This is a genomic window from Paenibacillus liaoningensis (genome assembly GCF_059609455.1).
Genome location: NZ_JCAALU010000001.1, coordinates 261021 through 283082, shown reverse-complemented (window position 1 = coordinate 283082; position 22062 = coordinate 261021). Strand labels below are relative to the sequence as shown.

Below are 22062 nucleotides of genomic sequence, written 5' to 3'. Positions count from 1 at the left end.
TGATAAAATTTTAAAATCTAATGGTACTAATTTGTAGGATAGTCACCTGTTTGAAGGTGCCTGCGACACGTTTAGATTGATTCATGAACGAATCCCTCCCAGAACACCAAATAAAATGTACATTGATCGGCGTTTATATAGAGGTAATCTTACTACAGCTTTAAGGTTTCTTCCCCATTTTCCCATTTTATGACAAGGGTAACAGGAATATTGGATACCGCAGTGATCACCGGCTTCTCCTTCGAAGACGATCGCTTCTCACAGCGGAGCTCCAGGAGACCGTCGTTTCCGAAGGGGTATCTGGAGATGCCATGGGCATCGAGAAGCCTTACATCCCATTCTAGGGTAGCACTGGGCACATCCGGCTTCAGGCCAAAGACATATTCGAAAAGAATAGCGATTGGCGAAAGCCCTGACCATCCGACGAAATCCGACTTGGCCGGGTTGCCGGGAGTCGCTTTCTCCGGAGAATAGTTTTCCCAGAGGGTTTCTGTACTCTCATAAACCTTCAGGACATTGTCCAAATGCTTCATGGCAATCTCATGAGCCAAGGCGTCATACCCGTTTTCATGAAGGCCTTTCAGCACCATGTAGTTGGTCGGCGCCCAAACTCCGCCTCTCCAGTAGTCGCCGTCCTCTTCGTACTCCGCATGATCGGCGGAAAGCGTTGGAATCGGATGGGGACGTTTAAACTCGTTTTCATTGCCCAAATGGGAGATGAACCTGTCCTTTTGATCCTCCGGGACGATATCGGCGAGCAAAGCCCAGTAAGACCCGATGGTCTTAACATGGTTCAACTCCCCACTTTTCCAGAGATCGTAGTAAAAGGCACTGTCGTGATCCCACAGCTTACGGTTCACAAAATCCGTAAGTATAACGATCTCCTCCTCGAAATCCCGCATTTCCTGTCTTCTATCGATAACGTCGCTCATCTTCACGAGCAATTTAGCGCTTAGAATCTGCTGCAAGCAGGCATCCACCCAGACCATGTGCCCGTGGGAAAAGGAATCGTCGTATTTCTTTTCCAATCGGGGGGTGTTGTCCATGCCACATCCCCAGCCAGATGACCAATAGCTTCCATCAGTCCAGGTTCTGAATTCCTTCAGCCATAAGTGATAAGCGGCCAATACGGGAAACACCTTTTCCAATCGTTCCTTGTCCTTGTAATTCAAATAATATTCCCACTCCGTTAAAGGTAGGATGTTCGGTCCTGTGCTGACCACGTCAAAGCGGTGAAACCGGTCCTTGCCGTCTAGCTCGTTAATCTCCCTGCAGATAAAACCGTCCCCGTGCTGCTTGGCATAAAGGTTGTCCAGGGTCTTTTGAAAATCAAAGGCATTCTTTCCATACCTTGCAAAGAGCAAGATAAAACAGGAATCCCACATGAACAGACAATCGTTAAAGGCGGTATCAATGTAATTCGTAACGAAACCGTTCTTCCTCGTCGGCTTTCTCAGGTTTTTAAAAGCCAGTTCCCATGCTTTCCAATAGCAAGAAATGGCATCTTCATAACCTTCCCAAAACGGTCTCGGCAAATACCCCTTCACATCTTCGAAAATCGGCAGATCTTCCTTTTCTGCCGCCATCTGCAAAAAGACATTTTCTTTTACGAACCGGTTATCCACATACATATCCAAATAGCTCATTACTTCAAACCTCCCGATTAATTAATCCTTTTTTTCTTCTTCTCGAGCATAAGTACTTCCGCTTGTATAGTGTAATGATAATGTTAATGAATTGTTATATCTCACATGAAAACAGTTATTTATCACACTATTATGTTAAATAGGAGAATATATAAAAAAGTACTGGTATACGAAGTTGACGTTGGTGACTTTTAACATACGAAGCACTGCTTGGGTAATATCCATCGCGGTGATGAATAGCATTACACCCTTCAAATCAAATTTGATGCAGGATAACAACGGAATCGCCGATGTTTTCTGAACTACTTTCGCGCAAAGCAATAGTGCATCGAGAAGTTTATCCTTCTCAACCTGAAAAGCCGTTTTTTCCCGTCGCGATTACCTCAAGTTGTTTCTCCTTCGTTGCTGTCATTCTAATTTCCTCTCTGTTTTATGGCACAAAAAAAGCCGACGGTACTTCCGCCGGTACAGCCACTTGCTATTCATGTAATGTCTTAAAGAACTGTTAGATTTTTACGCGATATGGTCCCCCCCCGAACTCATAAAGCAGAATTACGCGAGTCGTGCTCCTTCCGTTTCCATTCAGTCCATTTTTCTCCAGGTACTTGGCGTAAAGCCAGTGTATTTCTTAAAGGTCTTGATAAAATAGCTGACATTATCGAAGCCGGTCTGGAGGGCAATGTCTAGAACGGATAAATCGGTATACTTCAACAGGTTGGCGGCCATCCGCGTCCGATGTCGGTTGACGTACGTCACCGGGGTTTCCCCCGATATCTGCTTGAAAATTTTATAAAAATGATCCACACTGATCCCCGCTACCCCAGCAAGATCTTCTATCGAAATGTGGCTATAATAATGTTCCTGTATATACGCAATGGATTTTTGAAACCGTTCAAGCTTTGCACTGGGTATGACTGCCTGCTCGTTATGGGCTAGAAATGCTTTGTTCGCAATGATTTCCGCTACGATGGAGAATAAGCAGGATTTGATTTTCCATTCGTAACCGAAGGGCTGTTGCCGGTACATCTCGACGATGCTTACCATTTCGGATATCACCTTCGCTTGCCAGCCGGATTCGTTTGGAATATAAGAGGGGAATTTATACTGTCCGCAAAGAAAGGGATCGAGATACTTGCTTTGACAGGCGTCTTGCTCATGACTGCTCAGCATATCCAGTTTGAAGATGATTCCGTACATTTGGCAATTCTCCTGATTCACGCAATAACCGCTATGGATCTCATTTCCGTTGATTATGACGGCATCTCCCGCACGGACATGGATGAGATTGGTATCGATCTCCATCATGATACTTCCTTCGGTCACATAGATTAATTCATATTCGGAATGGTAATGACAGTACACAAGCCTGTCCGAATCATTCACCACATTCCGGGAGTCGTTGTAGGAGATCCGCACCGGAAAATCAGGCGTTTCCGTCGGCCCTTCGAAAAACAGTGCATTATTTTTTTTCATTTTTTCCTCTTTTAACAGAATAGTATTATTCATGTCCAATAGCGTTGCATTAATGTTATCTGAATATTCATAACTTTCTGTTTAATCAAAACTTGCACATAAAAAAATCCTTTACAATATATATGGTAGGTGACCCTGTCCATAATCCACTGAAAAGGATCATCTCATGGACAAGCATAAGCTATTTTCTTCGTTTGGTAAATGGTTAGCGCCAATATGTACGAGAACATTCACAGATCGAGTGTCTGAAACCCAGCAAGATAAATACGCGAAGAAGCTAACAACAGCGGCATATTTAAAACTGTTTTTACATACGCAGCGCCAAGCGTATCCGCTGTGGTTGAGAAAGCGATAAACCGCATTTTTCCCGGGGTAATTTGTGCCCCGTTGGCTTTCGAGCAGACGAAACCAATTCTTTTGCTGGAACAGCAGCACAAATATGATTCGGAACAACGACGCACAGATGAAGCCGATCGCTTAAATTATAGACCTGTAAGTGAAATTTCAGTTTCAAGCTTTTTTGTTCTTGAGAACTTGATATAGCTTTGCTTTAGATACTCCGGTCTGCTCTGTTATTTCTTTTGTCGTATATCTCCGACTTTCATACAGAAGCAACGCCATTTCAACTTTGCTCTTATCCAACGGCGGTCTTCCTCCTTTTCTACCTCGAGCCCTAGCAGCTTGTAAGCCGGCCTGGGTTCTTTCTCGAATTGTCTCTGCCTCCATTTCAGCTAAACCAGCCATAATAGCGAAAAAAAGCTTACCAGTTGGTGTGCTTGTATCTACTCCTAGGGTGATGATCCAGACTGACTCCTCTTTCTTTAAGGTCATGCGAAAGCTCGATTAACTGCTTTGTCGTCCGACCAAGTCGATCTAATTTCCAGATGACTAATGTATCCCCGGAACGCAAGTACTCCAAGCAACGGGCTAACTCAGGTCGATCACTTTTCTTTCCAGAGGCCTTTTCTTCGAAAATACGTTCACATCCGGAAGCCTTCAAAGAATCGATTTGTAAATCCATGGATTGATCGGAAGTCGAAACACGTGCATATCCAACTTTAGCCATTTCCCAACCCCCTTTGTCTATTAAACCTTCGATTAACATACTTAATGCACCTTGAATAATAGACGAATTAATAGACTAAAACTATGGTCAGTTTGGGGCATTTTTAGTTCATGTTTACAAAGTCTAAAAAACGATCGTTTTTTAGACAGGGGGTGATTCGTATAGAAAAAAACCAGCCCCTGAAACGGACTGGTTTACGCTGCGTTCATTCAACTATCGTACACATTTGCTTAATCAGTTAATATGCTAAAATATTGCCTTCATAATCAACAATAGTCAGTTGATCATTTTGAAGCAAAATCCAATTGTCCTCACAAGACTGGTGTAATAATGTGATCATCCCAAATTGGAGTTTGCACACGTACCCAACCTTTATGAGAATAATTTCCTAATCCTCCAAACTCGATACCCTTTACTACAATATGCGGTACCTTATCATGGTTAGCTTGTGCTACATGATATGAAAAATTAATTTCTTGTCCTCTGAAATGATACTAAGATTGATTCGTCCATAATCTTCAGCATCTTATTGGACAATCCAATAGTTGCAGTGGATGAGAGGTTTGCAGGAAACGCACCAACTAAACGACACCATCATCAGCATGGAACCAACCGGCCACTACTGGCTTAGCCTTGCTGCTTGGCTCAAAGACCGCAAACTCGAGGTTGTGTTGGTGAATCCTCATCTCGTCAAAAAGAACAAGGAAAACCGCGACAATACACCATCTAAAAGCGACATCAAAGATGCCTTTGTTATCGCCGACATGGTGAAAAACGGCTACTACACCTTTATCAAAGAAACCAGTGAAGTGTTTATGGAACTGCGCGTTCTCATGGCGAACCGGGAGACAATTGTCCATCGTCTCGTCAGCGTCAAGAACCAGATCCACCGCTGGGTCGACATTGTGTTCCCTGAGCTGCGGCTGGTATACAAGCACCTCATTGGCCCTGGATCGCTTGCTACACTGCGTCTCTTTCCTACGCCTGCCGATCTTCAAAAACTCACCGTTCGCCAGGTAATCGACGGCTGGAAAACGGTTATGAAGCGGCACAGCGGTGAACGAAGAGCTGGCGAACTGCTGGCTCTAGCAGCACGCTCAGTCGGCGCCAAGCATGCCGAGAGAGCCTACAAGCTTCATCTTCAACAGCTACTCGCTGAATACGATCTGGCTACGGAGCAGCTGCAGGTAATCGAGGATGAAGTCGCGGCTGCACTGATCCGGATTCCGCTAGCCGAATCGCTGCTAGCTATTAAGGGTATGAGCATCCTGTCAGTCGCCGGTATTCTCGGTGAAGCTGGGGACCTCAGCGGCTATGCACATGGTAACGCGTTGCTACGGCATGCCGGCCTTAACCTGGCTGAAGCGAGTTCAGGCAAATGGAAGGGCCAGATGTCCATCAGCAAACGTGGCCGACCAAGGCTTCGGCATGCTCTGTTCATGGCAACCATGACCCTCATCATGAACGATGTATCGTTTAAACGACAGCACGAAGTGAATGTTAAGATGAAAAGCATGAAGCCAATGCGCTCCGTGATGAAGCTTTGCGGCAAGTTGGCTCGCCTCCTGGTTGCTATGGCACATAGCGGCGAAGCTTACGAACCTGATCGAGCTCATCCTATGAAACAAACTGCTTAGCCGCTTCTCAGTTAGCACGAAAATTGGCTTATTCGCAGGATCTCAAGACTGCACGGAGTACCGGATTGCATTGAGCAAAAGGGCACAGACCCGTACCGTTAGGATAACCGGCCTCCACCAACCGGATAGGCGTAACGAAGGAATGAAAGGGCATCGACCCGTCGAGAAATGGGAGTGAAAGCCTCCGGAAGTACGTGGAGAAGCGTGCAACAGAACAGTAAAAAAGGAGCGAAAACTCGCCCCTTCTGTTCCCGCATGCGCTTCCGTTGCCGAATTTGACGGTACACCCCTCTTCTATCCGAATAGCGATTTATCTATTGGAGAGATCCTGCGAATAAGCGAGCATTCGTGAGAAAACTACATTTTACCGAGGGAGTTCAATCATATCAACTCTGAGATAAACATTGGTGTAGCTCCATCCTCTGTATGAAAGCCAAATTTATTATAGAAATCCACTGCATGAGGATAAGAAATTAATACTTTTGTTTTACACCCTTTATATCTATCCAGCATTATATTCATCATTTCCTTACCTATACCTATACTCTGATAACTCGGATTAATAAGCATATAATGAAAATATACCGTTAAAACACCATCTGACAAAGCATTTATTAAACCGACAAGCTTTCCTCCTTCCCAAGCGGTAACAATTGAATGAGACCCTCCGATTGCTTGTAAAAGCTCGTTTGGATGCTTGCCAGACTCCCATTCTACCGAAAGAAATAACTCTTGGAGTGCATCCTTAGTGATATCCTCTTTGCTTGAAGCGTAATAAATACTCACCCCTATACCTTCCTTTCATAAAACTAACTACGGCACAACATCTGTTTTAAACTCCCATATTTCGATGGTTTTGCAATCCTTACGAAGCCATAAAATAATACCGACAAAGCAATTTCGGATTTCTCAAAGTGAATAATCGCTTTATTTACCTCAATATACTATTAAAAATATGTATAGAAAATGGATTAACTGAATTGGAATTTGTATTTATTCACATTAGAGAATTCATGAGAATACTTCTTTTAAGAGGCTTATAGCGTTAATCTGTCCATTAGCTTAATGGGACGTTATCAGTCCAAAACTGTATTTTCTTTCGACATCCGAACGGCATAAAAAAAGCAGCGCCCGCTTCACTTTTCCTCAAGTGAAGCGGGCGCTGCTTTTCTATTCATCCGTTCAGCATGCAAGCATGCAGCTGCCTTGCTGAACGCTATTTCATCATCGTGCTCATCCGCTTGGACGCTTCCAGCAAAATAGGAGCGGCATCACGCATTTTATCCATCGTCATGCGGCTTGCCGGACCGGATACGGATAAGGCGGCGACAAGCTTGCCTTCCCGTCCAAATATAGGCGCGGAAAACGCCGCTGCGCCAGGCTCCCGCTCCTCAAAGCTCGTCGCATAGCCCTGCTCCGTAATGTCCTCAAGCTGCATCTTATATTGATCGAGATCAATCGTAAACAGCCACGACGGATCGCCAAAAATCTCTTCCCGCACGAGCGGATCGGCGTAAGCGATCAGCACCTTGCTGGATGCCCCTGCGTAAAGCGGGAGCCTCGCTCCGATTGGCGCTACCCGGCGCACAGGCTGATTGCTCTGCACCGCCTGAATGCGAATCCGCTCCGAACCGTCGCGCACGTAAATGCTTACGGTCTCGCCCAGCTTATCGCGCAGACGCTCCATCTCCGGCTGCCAAATGACCGCTGGATCATCAGTGCGGGATAAATGTGCAGACAGCTCCCATACTCGCATGCCAAGCCGGTAACGCTCCGTTACCAGGTCGCGCTCGATAAAGCCTTTATCTTCAAGGGTGGCCAGCATCCGATGGACTGTGCTCTTATGAAGCCCTGTCCGCTCGGCGATTTCCGTCATAACCAGATCCTTTCCCGCTGTAAAACAGATCAAAATATCCAGCGCTCGTTCGACTGCGCGTACGGTTGATTTCCCTTCCTCCGCCATGATGTGCCACACCTCCCTCGTTTCATTAAGTGAAACTCATTCTCACACAGTATAACTCATCGAAGGCTTAATCGTAAAGAAAAGATCCTTTGATTACAAAAGCATTACAACACCTTAACAATACGTCGACATCAATTGACAGGCACTCCCGCTCCGCATACGATTAAAGTACTAGAAATGAGAAGCGTTTACATAGTTCGGGAGGAGGAGAAGGGTATGAGCACAACAATGATGACATCTGTTTCAATGGAGGGAACCTTCCCCCAGGGACTGCATCCCTTTCCTTCTCTGGATAAGCTCCAACTGCCGCGCCCGAGCGCAAAAACCAGGAGGTTGCACGCATTGATTGCCCTTATTGCCTCACTGCTTGCTTTATGCATGATCATCGTCGTTATCTTCCACGCCTATGTGGCCTGGATGCTCGCCTATCCCTACGTCGCTCCGCTCACTTCCAATCCAAAGGCTGCAATCGGGCTTGATTACGAGGATGTGCTCATTCCAAGCATCAGCGGCAAAACCAACGTCAGCGGCTGGTACGTACCTGCCTACAGCGATGATTCGAACAGCGAGCCAGCTGCACGCACGATCGTGTTCAGCCATGGCTACGGCGCTAACCGCGAAGAAACGTGGGTACCGATGTATGATTTAACGAAGCTGCTTAATGGCCTTCATTATAATGTTATGCTTTTTGACTACGGCTACGCTTCTGCTACTGATAAAACGGCAGCAACTGGCGGTTTGGAAGAATCCCAGCAATTGCTCGCCGCCGTTCAATATGTGAAGGAGCAAGGCTCCAAGGAAGTGATCGTCTGGGGCTTCTCTATGGGAGCCGGAACCGCCATGCAAGCTGCGCTGCAATCCAAAGATATAAACGGCATGATTCTTGACAGCCTGTTCGTGCCAAGCGCTGATTCGCTGTTCAACAATGTCAGTCAGGTTGTGAGCCTGCCGCGTTTTCCGTCTGAAGCATTGATCGGGGCACTGCTCCCGCTCTGGACAGGGGTAGGCATCGATTCCGTGCCGGCCGAGCAAATGATGAATACGAGCTACGATATTCCGATTTATATTATACATGGCACGCAGGATGTGAAGTCGCCATACACGACGGCTGAGCATATCGCAGACAAACAGACGAATCCATTGTCCCGCTCGTGGATCGTGCAGCAAGGACAGCATGAAATGCTGTTCCGCGAGCATCCGAGCGAATACATTCAGCGCGCTGCGCTTTTCCTCAGCCAAGTCAACCAGCAGGTGCTCGCTGATCAAGCTGATCCGGCAGCAGCCAGCGCCTAAACCCAGCGGCATGCCGCAAAGCAAATGCCCCGCACACTGGAGCTTTTCCAGCAGCGGGGCATTTGCTATGCATATAACTTTTACGATGAACCGTTACCGCAGCTCAAATTCCCGCCTCACCTTTGTAGCGCTTGCGAAACTCAATCGGCGAATAGCCTTCCTGCTTTTTGAACAGCCGTGAAAAATAAGAAAAATTGCTATAGCCCGTAATTTCCGCCACATCGCTCACCTTCAGATCCGATTGGCTGAGCAGCTTCTTCGCGTATTCCATACGCTGGCTTACGATATAATCCGTTAGCGAAGAGCCTGTCTCCTTTTTGAACAATCGGGATAAATACGCAGGGTTAAAATGCAGCAGCGAGGCGATTTCCTCCCGGCTGACCTCCTCGGACATTCGCGACTTTACGTATTGCTCGATTTGCTCTACTATAGTCGGCTCGCTCTCCTTCTGATTCGCCGCATGCTCAATGGCCATCTCAATGACCTGCCTCGTCCACAGGCGCAAATGGGCAAGCGACTTCGTGCATGGCGCACTTCCTTCCCGCTTAACGCTGACCGCATCGATAACGTAACCAATTGAGATACCGCTTTGATTGAAGGATTGATAGAGAGACGACAGTAAATGATAATAGAGCGCTTTCAAATCTTCTTTTGAAAGTGGATTTTCCTTGTCGTAGGATGCGAACCATTCATCGACAGCCTGATAAAGCTCCGCATGGCGGCCCTTCTGCAGCAGCAAGGCAATTTCCGCCGGCCAATCTTTACGGCCAAATAGCTGCTCCGGCATCTGGTGCGCTTGCTCGCCCTCAACCCATACGTCCTTCATGTCACCCGCGCACTCCCGTTCCAGTTTAAGCAAGGAGGCGCTGCGGCTACCGAGCGTACATAGTGCACCTGGCAAGCTGATATAGCATTTTACCCGGCTGTAAAAATAAACCCCGCAATCTTCGACCAGCCCCATGCATCGCCTGCGCAGCTCGGCAATGCTTCTCCCCTGCTCCTGTGCATGGTAGACGACGATGAACAGCTCGCCATTGCGGCTCTTGAGAACAGCGCCTGGCCAATTTTCCAGCACGGTTTCCTCTGCACGGTTCATGACCGCGTACTCCAATATTTCTTCATCCTTTATGCCAAAACGCGCTTTCCAGCCGGAGATGCTGACGAGCACCAGCATAAACTCGCCGCTATCTGCTGCATCCGGCTCCATTAAGGACAATTGGCTAAGCAGCGCTTCATTATTCGGCGTTTTCCCCGCAGGATAAAGCACATCGTTCCAGAAGCGCTCGACCAGTTCCTGCTTGTGATGGCGCAGCACCTTCTCAAACTTGCCCATCCGCCGTTTCAGCAAATTATGCTCCCGATCCTGCTCCAGCTTGCGCAGCGAGCGTGCTACCGTTTCCAGCAGCAGCTCATGCCTGACAGGCTTGAGCATATAATCGAAGCAGCCTGCACGCAGCGCCGCCTGGACATATTCGAAGCGGTCATGCCCCGTAACAAAAATGACGCTGGCCGAAAATTGCTCCTGGTTCAGCCATTCGAGCAGCTCCAGCCCATTTTCACCCGGCATTTCGATATCGCAGATAACAACATCAATCCGCTGGTCGCAAAAGATGATTCGCGCCTCTTCTACATCCATCGCTCCATACACTTCGCTTATTCCGAGCGATCTCCAATTTACCGTCTCCATGATACTTTTCAAAGCATAAGCTTCATCATCTACCACGAGAAGGCGATACATGATAAGCACCCTCCTTTGCGCTTTGAAATGTTTATTGCAGCGGCCTGCTTCGCACAAGCCGTCTATCGCTTGAATGCATCGCTTCCTTCCAAAAGTTTTCCAATTTAATCTTATCAAATTATGGATATTAACACAATATTTTCTCGATTGCCTGAGAGGGTTTTTCCATAAAGAAAAGAGGGCCGCGCAAGGCATATTCACCCAGCACGACTCCTCTTCCCTTCCTGCAAATTATTTACTTGGCCGCTGCTGCATTTTCTAAGGCTCAATGCCCCATACAAGCGTGCCGTTTTGGTAAAGCGTCACTTTATTCCAATCGACGAGCGAAGTTTTGGTCGCATCGAAGGAATAGTCATTGGCCTCATTCAAATTGGACCAATCATTTTTGGAGACACGCGTCTGGATTTGGCCGCTCGTACCACCAGCTGCAATGGAGCCTGCTGCAGCTGTGAAGCTGATTTCCATATACGTATCAGCTGTTGCAGTCGGCGAACTCATGGTCACAAAGGAGGCATGCACATTGCTGCTGCCCACTTGCGCATAGTCGCTCCAGAAGCTATGCTGCTGCGTGCCGTCCGCCGTGAAGTAGTAGCGGATTTTCAGCGTGCTCAAGTCTACTGCAGTCGTGCCATCGTTCAAAATATTAAAGTGCGCCATCATCGCATTGTTCGTAGCATTCGTATCAGCCGCTCTATACTGGACCTTGAGATTGCCGCCGACTGGAGGTGCGACAGGCGTCACGGCTACCGTGTTGGACAGCGTCGTTCCAGCAGCATTTTCAGCAACAATTCGGTACGTATAATTGGTGCCATTCACGGCACTCGCATCCGTGTATGCCGTCGTTGTCAGGCCAGTAGCTACAGATGCAAATGCGCTGCCTCCCGAGGAACGCTCGACATTATAGAAGTCTGCTCCAGAAGCTGCTGTCCAAGACAGTGCCGCTGATGCATTGCCTGCAGTACCTGTCACGGTGAATGCACCAGGTACGACGGCGCCCGGTGCAGTAGGCGTAACCGCCACCTGTGCCGAGTTCACGGATTCGCCTACTGCATTTACGGCAGTAACCACATAATAATAGGTTGTGCCATTCGTAACACTTGTATCGCTGTAGCTTGTGCCGCTAACCGCAGTCGCTACTGTCGTGTATGGCCCGCCCGTTGTTGCAGCGCGCTTCACATTGTAGCTCGTTGCGCCAGGCGTCGTGCTCCAGCTCAGGCTCGCCTGTGCATTGCCAGCTGTTCCTGTCAGTGTCGCCGGAGCGCCAGGAACGGTTGGAGCTGCTGGCGTACCCAGCAAACGGTCATACTCGGCATAAGCCGTTGCAATATCTACCTGCGACCAGAAACGGTGGTACTTGAACGTCGGTACGCCGTTATCCCATGTTTGCGTCGTATTGTTCCACGACGTGTTGTATAGATTGGACAAGTACGACCATTGCGGATCCTGCTGAATCAGTGGACGCAAATCAGCGTAGCCGATATAGACGCCATTGCCGCCTTTTGCCGGATCGGAGGCTACTGCACCGCTGCCCGGAAGCGCGTTGCCTTGGCCAAACGTCCCCGTCCATCCGCTCGGGAAGTAAATTTCCTTCGTGAAGTAGCGGTTGTAATCTGCACGCTGCTCTTCTGTGACGATACCAACGCCATCATTGAAAGTCCAAGCCGTATCAAGGAGCTTCCCAGCCATTTCCTTCGCTTCGGCTGCCAGCGGCGTCAGGCTTCCCGTCTCTGCCTGCGTACCCGCTGCGAAGAACGCGAGTGCTTTAACGTAAGTGCCGAGCGCGCCAACGTCCTGGCTCGGATTAATCGTAGTCGCATGGTAGGTCGGATTGCCTGTGTAGGAGCTAAAGCCATTCCATGTATCCGGCTGGCCATTCCACTCTTGGCCTCCCGGAATCCAGAACTCGCCTGGCGCAGCTACAGTCGCTACGTTCACATTGGTTCCGCCCAGTATACGCTGGCCTTGCGCATTCAAATAGTAGCCGTCAGCGTCAGTAACCGGACGCTCATCAACGAATACATAATCCAATGTCCAGTCCACCCACTTCTGGATAACGGTTTTCGCCATTTGGAAGTTTTCCGAGCTAAGGTCGCCATTTTCAGCCAAAATATAATACAGCTCAGCTACGCGCTCAAGCGGCCATACTTGGAAGCCAAACCAAGTGTTCGAATCCGGATCATGATAAACCGGAGCTTCATCATAAGCCATGCCGTAGAATTTGCTCACGCCTGCCGGGTAAGCGGAATATTGGCCATTCCAGCTGTTCGTTGCACCACCGCCCATTGCGCCTTCAGACGATTGCAGCCACGTATAAAATTCCAGCTGGCGTTTAAGCGATGCGTTCCAGTCCGTCTGTGCCGTCGCAGACGAAGGGATAAGTCCGCCATCCTGAGTTGAAAGCGCATATGCGGCAACCGGGTTTTGGTAAGCCTGGTGCGCATGGCTTGCGCCGATACGCCAAGCCCAGTTTCCAGCGCCTTGCTCCAAGCCGCCGCCCCACGACGTATACCATGCCATCAAATACGAGCTGGCATCCTTGCCCGTTCCCGGAGTTGGCGTTCCGCCGCTAGCGCTTCCAATTTTTTGGAAGTATTTATCATACATGCCGTAACGGAGATAATCGCCCATCTTTTTCGCTTTATTCAAGTAAGCGGTATTGTTGTAGCCAAGCTCCTTCGCCCAATACATCACTTGTACGGCGCGGCCGTCCGCATCCGTCGCATTCGTGTAGCGCCACTGCTTAGCAGGCGCCTGATTTTCCTTCGTGAAGAGGGACATGAAGCCTTCGCCTGTTTTGCCGAAGGTCTGATTGTCCTGAGATGGATGCGGGATTGCCTCCCACACCGACTCCTGCTCGCCGCGCTGGAACGTATTAACGTAAGTAGATGTATGCGTTGGGTTTAGAAGATTCCCATAATTGTACCAATTGTCAACGTCGATCAACCAATGCATCAAATACGTTTGGTTGTTGCCGTACGTCGCTTTCAGCTCGGCATCCAGCGGATCTTTGCCCGCGGCATATTTGCCGGAAAGCTGCACCGGATATTGATCCGGGAACGGCTTTTCATCTGCATACGTCGCTGGGCTGTTCGGATTGTAAAAGCTCATCGTCGGCTGCTCTTCCTTGCCGTCTCCTTCATTGACTGGAATGATATACTTCTCCATATTGTCCCAGGCTGCTTCCAAATGGCTCCAGTCCTGCGTATAGTGGCCATACAGCGTCTCCAGCCATAGCCAGTAGCTGTAAGCCTCGGAAGTACTCATATGACCGTAATCCGGCGCTTCACTAATCAGCGTCTCAATGGAGTGATAAGGAATGCCTTCCGGTGAAAAATAACCGTTCGCCGGATTTTTGATCTGGTCGTACATTTGCAGGAAGCGCGACTGCTCAATGCTGACTGCCGCAGCAGCAGCCGCGGATACTTTGGGCGTAGAGCCCCAAAGTCCGGTGGACAGCGTGACGAGCAGCGTTGTTGATAGGACGAGTCCCGTTACTTTTTTCGAAGCTTTCAACGTAAAAATCGGTTTCATATCTTCTTACCTCCCTAATTTGGAATAGCAGCTAACGTCTATTACTAAGGTTCGATTCCCCATACAAGCGTTCCGTTCTGGTAAAGCGTCACCTTGCTCCAATCGACGAATGATGTTTTTGTTGCATCGAAGGAATAATCATTCGCTTCGTTTAAATTCGACCAGTCTGTTTTTGAAATACGGCCTTGAATTTGACCGCTGCTGCCGCCTGCGCTGATCGAGCCTGCAGCTGTCGTAAAGGTGAGCTCCAAATACGTATCTGCCGTTGTAGTCGGCGTGCTCATCGTCACGAATGTGGCCTGCACATTGCTGCTGCCGATCTGTGCATAATCGCTCCAGAACTGATGAGACTGCGTGCCATCAGCTGTGAAGTAATAGCGAAGCTTAAGCGTATTCATAGCTACAGCGCTTGAACCGTTGTTGAAAATTTCAAACTGCGGCATCATCGCATTGTTCGTGGCATTCGTATCAGCTGCTCGGTACTGTACCTTCAGGCCATCGGCCGGAGTCTGCGTCGGCTGTGGCGTCGGACTTGGCGTCGTCGTTGGTGTTGGCGTCGACGACGGTGTCGGTGTTGGTGTTGGTGTTGGTGTCGGTGTTGGCGTCGACGTCGGTGTCGGCGTTGGCGTCGGTGTCGGTGTTGGTGTCGCAGATGGTGTAGGAGTTGGTGTTACGCCTCCTCCATCAGGTGTTTGACCGAACACGAGTGCTCCAGCATCGTAGACCGGAATTTTAGTCGTTTTTACGGTCTGGCTTGATGTAAGCCCTGCATACGAATAATCATTCGCTGGGTTCCATGCCCCTTGAGGACCGGAAATACGGAACTGGATTTCCTTGCGGAAATGCGGTTGGCCGCCAGGGTAGATTTTCGTGCCTGTAAAGTCCGCCAGCACATAATAAATGTGATTTGCCTCGTCAAATGGCTTCAGGCTAACGGCTGCGCCTTGATTATAGTTGGCAGTGACACTTACATTAGCTGCGGTGTAGCCAGCCGCATATACCTCACTTAAATCAATGAAGTAGCGGAAGGACAATTTGTCTCCCATACGGGCGGGCCATGCCGATTGATTATTCAGGAAAGCTTTGATTTCAGTAAAATTCGAGCTGGACTGATTCACTTGCGCTTCTACAAACATTTCATCGGCCTTTGTTTCGGCCGGAGGGAAGTTTGCAAGCGGCTGCTGGCCTGCGCCGTATAGCAGGTTCATTTTTGCAAGGGAAGCCGTAAAGCCTGCGTTGTAGTCCGTCGCTACCTCATTGCTGACGTAGTCGGTTATGGAATCGGTGTATTGATCCGATGCATTCGGTCCGCCTACCAATGCGCCATAAAGCGTATGACGGTGCGAGGTCGGGTTGCTTAGGCTGTCCGTCCACGAGCTGTGTGAAGTACGATGATGCGGGTGCTCCGGTGCATTTACGCCATAACCGACCACGTAGCTGCTGTTACGCGGATTATCGCCGAGCATATATTTAATCTGGCTAACGGCAAAATCGTTATAGCGCGCTTTTTTGACTGGGTCCGCTACAAAATCCGAATATACAAATGCCAGGAAAGAAGCATTCGCCGCATAGCGCAGGGAGCCCCATGAATCCAGCCATGCCAGGCCGCCCGGCGAATACGTAATTCGCGATCCGTTTGTTCCAACGGTCCAATAGTTCAAATTGCGCTCAGTCGATGCGATAAAGTCACTCGCCTCTGGTCTGCCAAGCTCAGACGTAATCCGGGCGAGCAGCAATTGCGCGCCATAACGCTTGTCATCCCAGCCGATTGTCCATTTGTAAGCCCAAGTGTTGCTTGAGCTGTCTGTATCCCAGTCATAAGCGGATTGAATGGCTTTATTCAAATAAGCGTTATCCTCTGTTGCCAGATACAGCCAAGTTGCTGCCCAAGTCAGCTCATCTTTATATCCGCTCCACGAATTGTAGAAAGAAGCAACATCGGTAATACAATCTGAGTATTTGCCCCGGTATGTGTCTGCAAAGCTGTAAAGCTCCTTCGCGTGCTGGAGCAGAAGCGCAGAATAAGCCGGATCTGATTGCTTAAACACGATAGAGGAGGAAGCGAGTGCCGCCGCCGTCTCTCCTGCCAAGTCCGAGCCACGGCAGGTTTCCGTGATTTTAAAAGAAGGACGCGCCATTTGCATCACTTCTGCTGGTCCCCACCAAGCATGATCGGCATTGCCGGCTCCAACCTGCCCCCAAAGCTCATTAGGCGCTGTATGCGCTCTCACAAAATAATCGGTAGCCCACTTCAAATTGTCCAAAATCTCGTTCAACTGGCCAGCCTGCTCATAGCCTTCCTTATATTCATAAACCGACCATGCCAGCATAGTAGCTGAAAAAGCCATCGGAAGCCCAAATTTCACATGATCCCCAGCATCATACCAGCCGCCTGTCAAATCGACGCCATGATCGGCTCCGTCGAGCAAACCGGAATCGCCACGCCATTCGACACGGTTCGTGTCCGGAAGCGGTCCTGAACGCTGAGTCTCATAAAAATAAATCGCTTTCTGCAATGCCTCTGCATAATTATAATTACCTGCCGCCTGGACGCTCGAGATTGGCTGCAATGGCACGCTTCCTAGCAGCAGTGCGATTGCAAGCGCCTGAACGAGCACCCATTTGATCCGCATTTTGCGGTTTTTACTCAAAACCAACAACTCCTCTCATCTTTTTCACTGCCACTTGCTTCGTATTGGCCTTGTCTCTGTTCTCTCCTCCTCCCGCTTCTATTCCGTCGCCCTCCCCACTGTATAAACTAATACGAGGGTCTAATACCATTTTATAGGATCAAATTCAGGTGGCACTAGTCCTTTAAATGACTTCTTTACTGTCACTTTAATGACTTTTTTGACGTTTTTTTCGTACAACCCCTACTTAAGACCTTCCTTTTTTAGGGATAATAGTACAAATTGTTCCATCATCTAGGAGCAGTTCCAGCCCACCGCTTGGGATGCCTAAAAAAACAAAAAAGACCCGAATGCCTTTCGCCTAGCCAGCGAAAACATTCAAGTCTTATGGAGTGTGTCCTTCCAGATCTATATGAGAACTTGAGGATTATTGCAAGCACGTTCTATTTTTTCTTTTTCAATAGCGGCCCAAACAAGGAGATCAAAATAATGATCAAGCTGACCGAGGCTATCCCATAAGCATAACCCCCATGAAACACGAGCTGCGGCTGAGCGGGCAGAAGACGATGAGCAAACACAACGAATCCAAAATACGCTCCCAGAGTAACCAGACTTATTGCACAAGTAATCCAAACGGATTGGCGCTTCGGCATGAAAGCTCCCTTTCTTAACGCGATCAACAGCCCACAAGCCAATGCAGAGGATAAAATGATATAAGCGATGGTTTCATATAACGGAATAATCAATTCCCCAGTGAAGCCCATTATAAAACGCCATAAAAGCAATAAAGGAAGCAAGAGGGCATACGTTTCAAGCTGCTCCCGCTTTGTTGGCTTAGGCAATTCCCGAATGATTTCATCACAATAGGACTTAGGATTTTGCCCAAAAACCTGCTCGAACGATTTCCCATCTTGTTGGGCCGTTAATAAATGGTCCTCCAGCTCCATAAGTATTTCACTGGCTTTCTTGTCAGAAACAGAGCTGCTGCGAACGTAAAACTTCATTTCGTTTAATAACGTTTCATTTCGTGGATTCAGCATCCTACACACCTTCATTTCCTAAAATTTGGTTTACTGCGACACTTAGCTCTTTCCATTTGCCGCGAAACAGCTCAAGCTGCTGCTCCCCTTCCGGGGTCAAACGATAATATTTGCGGTTTGGCCCAGATGCAGAGGGCCGCTGCGTACTCGTTATAATCTGCTCTTTCTCCAATCGAAGCAAGAGTGGATATATGCTGCCTTCCTTAGCGAACACGAAGCCATTTACGGCGAGCTTCTCCATAATTTCATACCCATATGTCTCCTCCTCAGCTATAACTGCCAGCAGACATCCTTCCAGTACCCCTCTAACCAATTGACTAGACACGATCAAACCTCCATTTCGCAGCCATCCCACTATATTGCAAAGCAAGGTAGCGGATTAAAAAAAGAACTAACTTGTATTGCAAGTTAGTGACTTAATCTTATAATGGTTCCCCATTTTTTGCAAGCCCAACATTTTTTGATCAAAAAAAACCGCTCCACAAGCTGGCGCATGATGCACACTGGCCTGTGGAGCGGTCTTTGGTTATCCAATCGCTACTACGAAAAAAATTAGGACTTGAGCAAAGCTAAAAATTCGGAGCGCAGAGCCGGATTGGAACGGAACTCTCCGCGCACCGCAGACGTCACCGTCATGCTGCCAGGCTTCTTCACCCCGCGGGAGCACATGCACAAATGCTCGCCTTCCACGACGACCATAACGCCATGCGGCTGCAATTCCTTGTCTAAAATATCCGCGATTTGGCTCGTTATCCGCTCCTGTACTTGCAAGCGTCTTGTAACGGCTTCTACTAGGCGAGCCAGCTTGCTGAGGCCAGCAATCTTGCCGCTTGGAATGTAACCAATATGTGCTTTGCCGAAAAATGGCGCCATATGATGCTCGCACTGGCTGTAATAGATAATATCTTTTACAATAACCAGCTCTTCATGCTGTTCATCGAACGTAACGCCTAGCACCTCGCTCGGATCAACCTCATAACCTGCGAAAATCTCTTCATACATGCGGGTGACGCGTGCAGGCGTCTCCAGCAGCCCTTCCCTTTCCACATTCTCGCCAACAAGCTTCAAAATTTCCTTCACATGAAATTCAATCTGCTCCCGGTTCTGAATGACTTTAGAGTTGACGTAATCTTTCTTTCCCGCCATGCGGACCACCCTCTTTTTCGCTAATCAACAGCTGATGCCGTTATCTGCGCGGCATCTTCTGATTTTTGTTCATATTCTGGTTCTGGTTTTTCATCATGTTCTGGGCACGCGTCATCTGCTGCTTATTCAGATTATAGCCCATTTGCTTCGCCATCTTTTGAATCATTTCTGGATCGCTTTGCATTTTCTCTAGCTGTTTGCGCAAGTAGAATACGCCGATGAAAAACCCACCGACTGCCCCCACGATTAATGTCACAATCGGAATAATGTAACTCCACATAAAAAGCAACTCACCTGACCCTTTCCCGACTTAAACTTGTCTATAATGACCCCTATAATAGCATGTAAACTTGACATTCGCAAACGTTGGAAGCGCAAACGGCGTACCCTATTCCAGCAGCCGCCAAACGCAGGCGGCGGCTGGATCAACGAGGGACCGTATCGGCTCCTTCTGCTAGCGAATGCAGCGCCTGCTCCATATAGCGCCGCGCGTCATCATCCGCCTCCTGCAGCAATGCCTGCCGGATCGCTTCCTCTGCCTCTGCGCCGCCAATGCGGCCCAGCGACCATGCTGCCGTTCCCCGCATAACCGGGCGGACATCCTGGCGCAGCACTTGAATGAGGTCCGGAACTGCACTGGGATCTTTAAAATTGCCCAGCGCAATAACGGCATTGCGCTGAATGGGCTTTTTGCCCCTCCAAGCAGAAGAGCTGCTCGCATATAGACGTTGAAATTCTTTATTGCCAATCGTCAGCAGTGGGGTAAGCAGCGGCTTAACCAGCTCATGATCCGGCTGAAGCTCTGGCTGATGCGTCCAGTTTTTGCCCCGGTTTACCGGACATACTGTCTGGCATGTGTCGCAGCCGTACAGGCGGTTGCCGATTTTTCGCATGTAGCCGTCTTCTACAAAACCTTTCGTCTGAGTAATAAACGAAATGCAGCGGCTCGAATTAAGCTGGCCTGGGCCCACGAGCGCATCCGTCGGGCAAGCATCAATGCATTTGGTGCATTCGCCGCAGCCATCGGTCACTTCCTCATCTGGCTCCAGCGGCAAATTCGTAATCATTTCGCCAAGGTAGATCCACGAGCCAAGATCCTCGGACAATATTGCACAGTTTTTGGCGCTCCAGCCTAGTCCAGCGCGCTCGGCAACGGCCCGATCGGATAAAGCTCCAGTATCGACCATGCTTTCAGCCCGAAAGCCCCGTACGCGCTCTGCGAGCCAAGCTTCAAGCCGCCCAAGCCTGTTCCTCAGCACCTTATGATAATCCTCGCCCCAAGCCGAGCGGGACAAAATGCCCCTTCTCGCTCCCGGCTCCGATTTAGGTGGTTGATGGAGCTTGGAGGGATAAGCGATCGCGATGGCGATAATCGATTGCGGCTGGTCAAACAACAGCGCCGGATTGGTACGCTTGTCAAGGTCCGGCTCTTCGAAACCAGACTCGTAGCCAAGCTCACGGTGCGAAATAAGCCGCTGCTTCAAGGTGGTGAACGGATCAGCAGAAGCGACGCCAATTTTGTCGATGCCGAGGCTGCGCGCGGCGGCTTTCATTTCTTTTTTCAATGCAGCGTAATACGCCCGTTCCTCCATCCCTTCACCTCCCATAAGCTTAAGCCTGATGTTTGATTCGCCGTTCTCCAATCACTATGGCTGGGTCTATAAACGCTTTAATTAAATCTATAACGACTTTATTTGTTTGTATGGCCATACGATAAACTGCGCCTTGCCCTCAATCGCTGAAAGCGGAACCGTTCCAAACATCCGGCTGTCCTTGCTCGCCCGCGCATGACGGTTGTCGCCCATCACATAATAACTGCCTGCCTCAACGGTGAGCGGCATCATGTCCAAATCCTCAATGTCCGTATCAATATACGGTTCGTCCACAAGCTCGCCATTGCGATACAAATGCTTGTCCGAAATTTCAATTCGGTCCCCTGGCAAGCCCACGACGCGTTTTACCAGCAGCTCCTGCTCTTTGCCAAACGCAGAGGGGTCCTCCAAAATAACGACATCGCCGATTTTGGGCGTACCGATCAAATAAACGAATTTATTTACAAACAGCCATTCCTTCTCCTGCAAGGTAGGCTCCATGGAATGTCCCTCTACGGTCGAAAGATTAAACACAAACAGATGCAGCACTGTAACGAGAATGAACGATATGCCAACGGTTTTTACCCATTCCCAAAGCTCCTTCGACCAGCCCGGGCGCTTAAGCGCTCCAAGCTGCTCCTGTCCTTCAGCTTCGCCGCTGCTGCCGCCGTCAAATGAAAATCTATCCATTCCTTAACCGCCTCCGCCCTATAAGCTTGTGCGCCATGTTTCATAATAAGCGATAATCACTTCGTCATCAAAAGGAACAGCTTGCTCGTCCATCCGCAAAAGCAGCTCATCCAGCCCTTGCAGCACATGCTCCTGCACATCTCGCGGGTAGTCGTACTTCGCTTTATGAAGCTCGAACTCATCCTCATCTACAACCTCTCGGCTGCCGTCTGGCAGTCGGATGACATCCAAATCGTAGTCGATATAGGTGAGCAGCTCACTATCCCAAGCAAATGGTGAAGCGAGATTGCAGTAATAGCGAATACCGCCTTCCTCAAGCAGCGCAACCACATTATACCACTGTCCGGGCAGAAAAAAAGAAACCGCAGGCACCTGGCTCATCCAAACCTTGCCGCTGGCCTCCACAATGGGTGTCTCAAAGTTGATCGTCACCTTAAAGCCAAGTGCGGCATGCTGCGGAATGAGCAGAGGTGCCGGAATAAGCCAATTATGCTGCCAAATGCGGTGGATGCTGCCATCGTGCTTGGAGCTCCTGATGACGCAATGCTGATAGGGATCCATGTTGTTCTCCTTCTTGCAGGCGCTAAGCGCAGCGCTTAAATAGCCCTCTTTATAAA

15 protein-coding genes and 4 pseudogenes are annotated in these 22062 nt (G+C 49.0%); 2 read left to right on the top strand and 17 right to left on the bottom strand.

The features are described from left to right. Positions 1 to 152 precede the first annotated feature (152 nt). The 5 genes and pseudogenes from AC6B99_RS01165 to AC6B99_RS01145 all read right to left on the bottom strand — a co-directional run bounded on the left by AC6B99_RS01165 (position 153) and on the right by AC6B99_RS01145 (position 4185). Entirely contained in the window at positions 153 to 1646 is a 1494-nt protein-coding gene (locus AC6B99_RS01165; RefSeq protein ID WP_496662551.1) for an MGH1-like glycoside hydrolase domain-containing protein, read from the bottom strand. A 135-nt stretch (positions 1647 to 1781) separates the two neighbouring features. Continuing rightward, positions 1782 to 1994: pseudogene (locus tag AC6B99_RS01160) on the bottom strand (hypothetical protein); the annotation flags it as partial. Between the two features lie 234 nt (positions 1995 to 2228). Next, positions 2229 to 3119: an AraC family transcriptional regulator gene (locus AC6B99_RS01155; RefSeq protein ID WP_496662550.1), complete on the bottom strand. Its 891-nt coding sequence runs from the start codon at positions 3117 to 3119 to the stop codon at positions 2229 to 2231. A gap of 318 nt (positions 3120 to 3437) precedes the next feature. Then, positions 3438 to 3590, bottom strand: a pseudogene (locus AC6B99_RS01150) (IS4 family transposase); the annotation flags it as partial. Positions 3591 to 3629: 39 nt separating this feature from the next. Continuing rightward, positions 3630 to 4185 (bottom strand): annotated as a pseudogene (locus tag AC6B99_RS01145) (recombinase family protein). A gap of 545 nt (positions 4186 to 4730) precedes the next feature. Here AC6B99_RS01145 and AC6B99_RS01140 point away from each other — a divergent pair. After that, positions 4731 to 5822, top strand: a pseudogene (locus AC6B99_RS01140) (IS110 family RNA-guided transposase); the annotation flags it as partial. 381 nt (positions 5823 to 6203) lie between these two features. On the opposite strand, the gene AC6B99_RS01135 reads toward AC6B99_RS01140, so the two are convergent. Further along, complete coding sequence (locus AC6B99_RS01135) at positions 6204 to 6608, bottom strand: GNAT family N-acetyltransferase (protein WP_496662549.1); 405 nt, start codon at positions 6606 to 6608, stop codon at positions 6204 to 6206. 430 nt (positions 6609 to 7038) lie between these two features. Beyond that, positions 7039 to 7785 carry an IclR family transcriptional regulator gene (locus AC6B99_RS01130; RefSeq protein ID WP_496662548.1) on the bottom strand — a complete coding sequence of 249 codons (747 nt, stop codon included), beginning with the start codon at positions 7783 to 7785 and terminating at the stop codon, positions 7039 to 7041. A gap of 342 nt (positions 7786 to 8127) precedes the next feature. On the opposite strand from AC6B99_RS01130, the gene AC6B99_RS01125 reads away from it, so the two are divergent. Next, positions 8128 to 9078: an alpha/beta hydrolase gene (locus tag AC6B99_RS01125; RefSeq protein ID WP_496662547.1), complete on the top strand. Its 951-nt coding sequence runs from the start codon at positions 8128 to 8130 to the stop codon at positions 9076 to 9078. 103 nt (positions 9079 to 9181) lie between these two features. Here the strand turns inward: AC6B99_RS01125 and AC6B99_RS01120 are convergent, their stop codons facing one another. From AC6B99_RS01120 to AC6B99_RS01075, 10 genes are all read right to left on the bottom strand, one after another. Further along, entirely contained in the window at positions 9182 to 10816 is a 1635-nt protein-coding gene (locus tag AC6B99_RS01120) for a response regulator (RefSeq protein WP_494878745.1), read from the bottom strand. A 258-nt stretch (positions 10817 to 11074) separates the two neighbouring features. After that, complete coding sequence (locus AC6B99_RS01115) at positions 11075 to 14347, bottom strand: glycoside hydrolase family 48 protein (protein ID WP_496662546.1); 3273 nt, start codon at positions 14345 to 14347, stop codon at positions 11075 to 11077. A 44-nt stretch (positions 14348 to 14391) separates the two neighbouring features. Further along, positions 14392 to 16980 (bottom strand): glycoside hydrolase family 9 protein, encoded by a 2589-nt coding sequence (locus AC6B99_RS01110; RefSeq protein ID WP_496662689.1) that lies wholly within the window; start codon positions 16978 to 16980, stop codon positions 14392 to 14394. Positions 16981 to 17420: 440 nt separating this feature from the next. Beyond that, positions 17421 to 18017, bottom strand: coding sequence for a DUF1129 family protein (locus AC6B99_RS01105; protein ID WP_056030884.1), 597 nt, complete (start codon positions 18015 to 18017; stop codon positions 17421 to 17423). A gap of 1 nt (position 18018) precedes the next feature. Continuing rightward, positions 18019 to 18345, bottom strand: coding sequence for a PadR family transcriptional regulator (locus AC6B99_RS01100; RefSeq protein ID WP_056032881.1), 327 nt, complete (start codon positions 18343 to 18345; stop codon positions 18019 to 18021). 224 nt (positions 18346 to 18569) lie between these two features. Continuing rightward, the gene (gene folE, locus AC6B99_RS01095) at positions 18570 to 19163 is read right to left on the bottom strand and encodes a GTP cyclohydrolase I FolE (protein ID WP_056030885.1); all 594 of its coding nucleotides are present in this window, start codon (positions 19161 to 19163) and stop codon (positions 18570 to 18572) included. 40 nt (positions 19164 to 19203) lie between these two features. Then, entirely contained in the window at positions 19204 to 19443 is a 240-nt protein-coding gene (locus AC6B99_RS01090) for a YneF family protein (protein ID WP_046232156.1), read from the bottom strand. Between the two features lie 145 nt (positions 19444 to 19588). Beyond that, positions 19589 to 20755 carry a tRNA epoxyqueuosine(34) reductase QueG gene (gene queG / locus AC6B99_RS01085; protein ID WP_496662545.1) on the bottom strand — a complete coding sequence of 389 codons (1167 nt, stop codon included), beginning with the start codon at positions 20753 to 20755 and terminating at the stop codon, positions 19589 to 19591. A gap of 87 nt (positions 20756 to 20842) precedes the next feature. Further along, the gene (lepB, locus tag AC6B99_RS01080; protein WP_496662544.1) at positions 20843 to 21445 is read right to left on the bottom strand and encodes a signal peptidase I; all 603 of its coding nucleotides are present in this window, start codon (positions 21443 to 21445) and stop codon (positions 20843 to 20845) included. An 18-nt stretch (positions 21446 to 21463) separates the two neighbouring features. Further along, on the bottom strand, positions 21464 to 22006 hold the full coding sequence (locus AC6B99_RS01075) for a DUF402 domain-containing protein (RefSeq protein ID WP_056032884.1): 543 nt from the start codon (positions 22004 to 22006) through the stop codon (positions 21464 to 21466). Positions 22007 to 22062: the final 56 nt, after the last annotated feature.

What these genes read in the sequence shown, in the direction of transcription:
- AC6B99_RS01120 (WP_494878745.1), bottom strand. Translation starts at nt 10,816, where the DNA reads ATGTATCGCCTTCTCGTGGTAGATGATGAAGCTTATGCTTTGAAAAGT.
- lepB (WP_496662544.1), bottom strand. Translation starts at nt 21,445, where the DNA reads ATGGATAGATTTTCATTTGACGGCGGCAGCAGCGGCGAAGCTGAAGGA.
- AC6B99_RS01090 (WP_046232156.1), bottom strand. Translation starts at nt 19,443, where the DNA reads ATGTGGAGTTACATTATTCCGATTGTGACATTAATCGTGGGGGCAGTC.
- AC6B99_RS01155 (WP_496662550.1), bottom strand. Translation starts at nt 3,119, where the DNA reads ATGAAAAAAAATAATGCACTGTTTTTCGAAGGGCCGACGGAAACGCCT.
- folE (WP_056030885.1), bottom strand. Translation starts at nt 19,163, where the DNA reads ATGGCGGGAAAGAAAGATTACGTCAACTCTAAAGTCATTCAGAACCGG.
- AC6B99_RS01115 (WP_496662546.1), bottom strand. Translation starts at nt 14,347, where the DNA reads ATGAAACCGATTTTTACGTTGAAAGCTTCGAAAAAAGTAACGGGACTC.
- AC6B99_RS01105 (WP_056030884.1), bottom strand. Translation starts at nt 18,017, where the DNA reads ATGCTGAATCCACGAAATGAAACGTTATTAAACGAAATGAAGTTTTAC.
- AC6B99_RS01165 (WP_496662551.1), bottom strand. Translation starts at nt 1,646, where the DNA reads ATGAGCTATTTGGATATGTATGTGGATAACCGGTTCGTAAAAGAAAAT.
- AC6B99_RS01110 (WP_496662689.1), bottom strand. Translation starts at nt 16,980, where the DNA reads ATGCGGATCAAATGGGTGCTCGTTCAGGCGCTTGCAATCGCACTGCTG.
- AC6B99_RS01130 (WP_496662548.1), bottom strand. Translation starts at nt 7,785, where the DNA reads ATGGCGGAGGAAGGGAAATCAACCGTACGCGCAGTCGAACGAGCGCTG.
- queG (WP_496662545.1), bottom strand. Translation starts at nt 20,755, where the DNA reads ATGGAGGAACGGGCGTATTACGCTGCATTGAAAAAAGAAATGAAAGCC.
- AC6B99_RS01075 (WP_056032884.1), bottom strand. Translation starts at nt 22,006, where the DNA reads ATGGATCCCTATCAGCATTGCGTCATCAGGAGCTCCAAGCACGATGGC.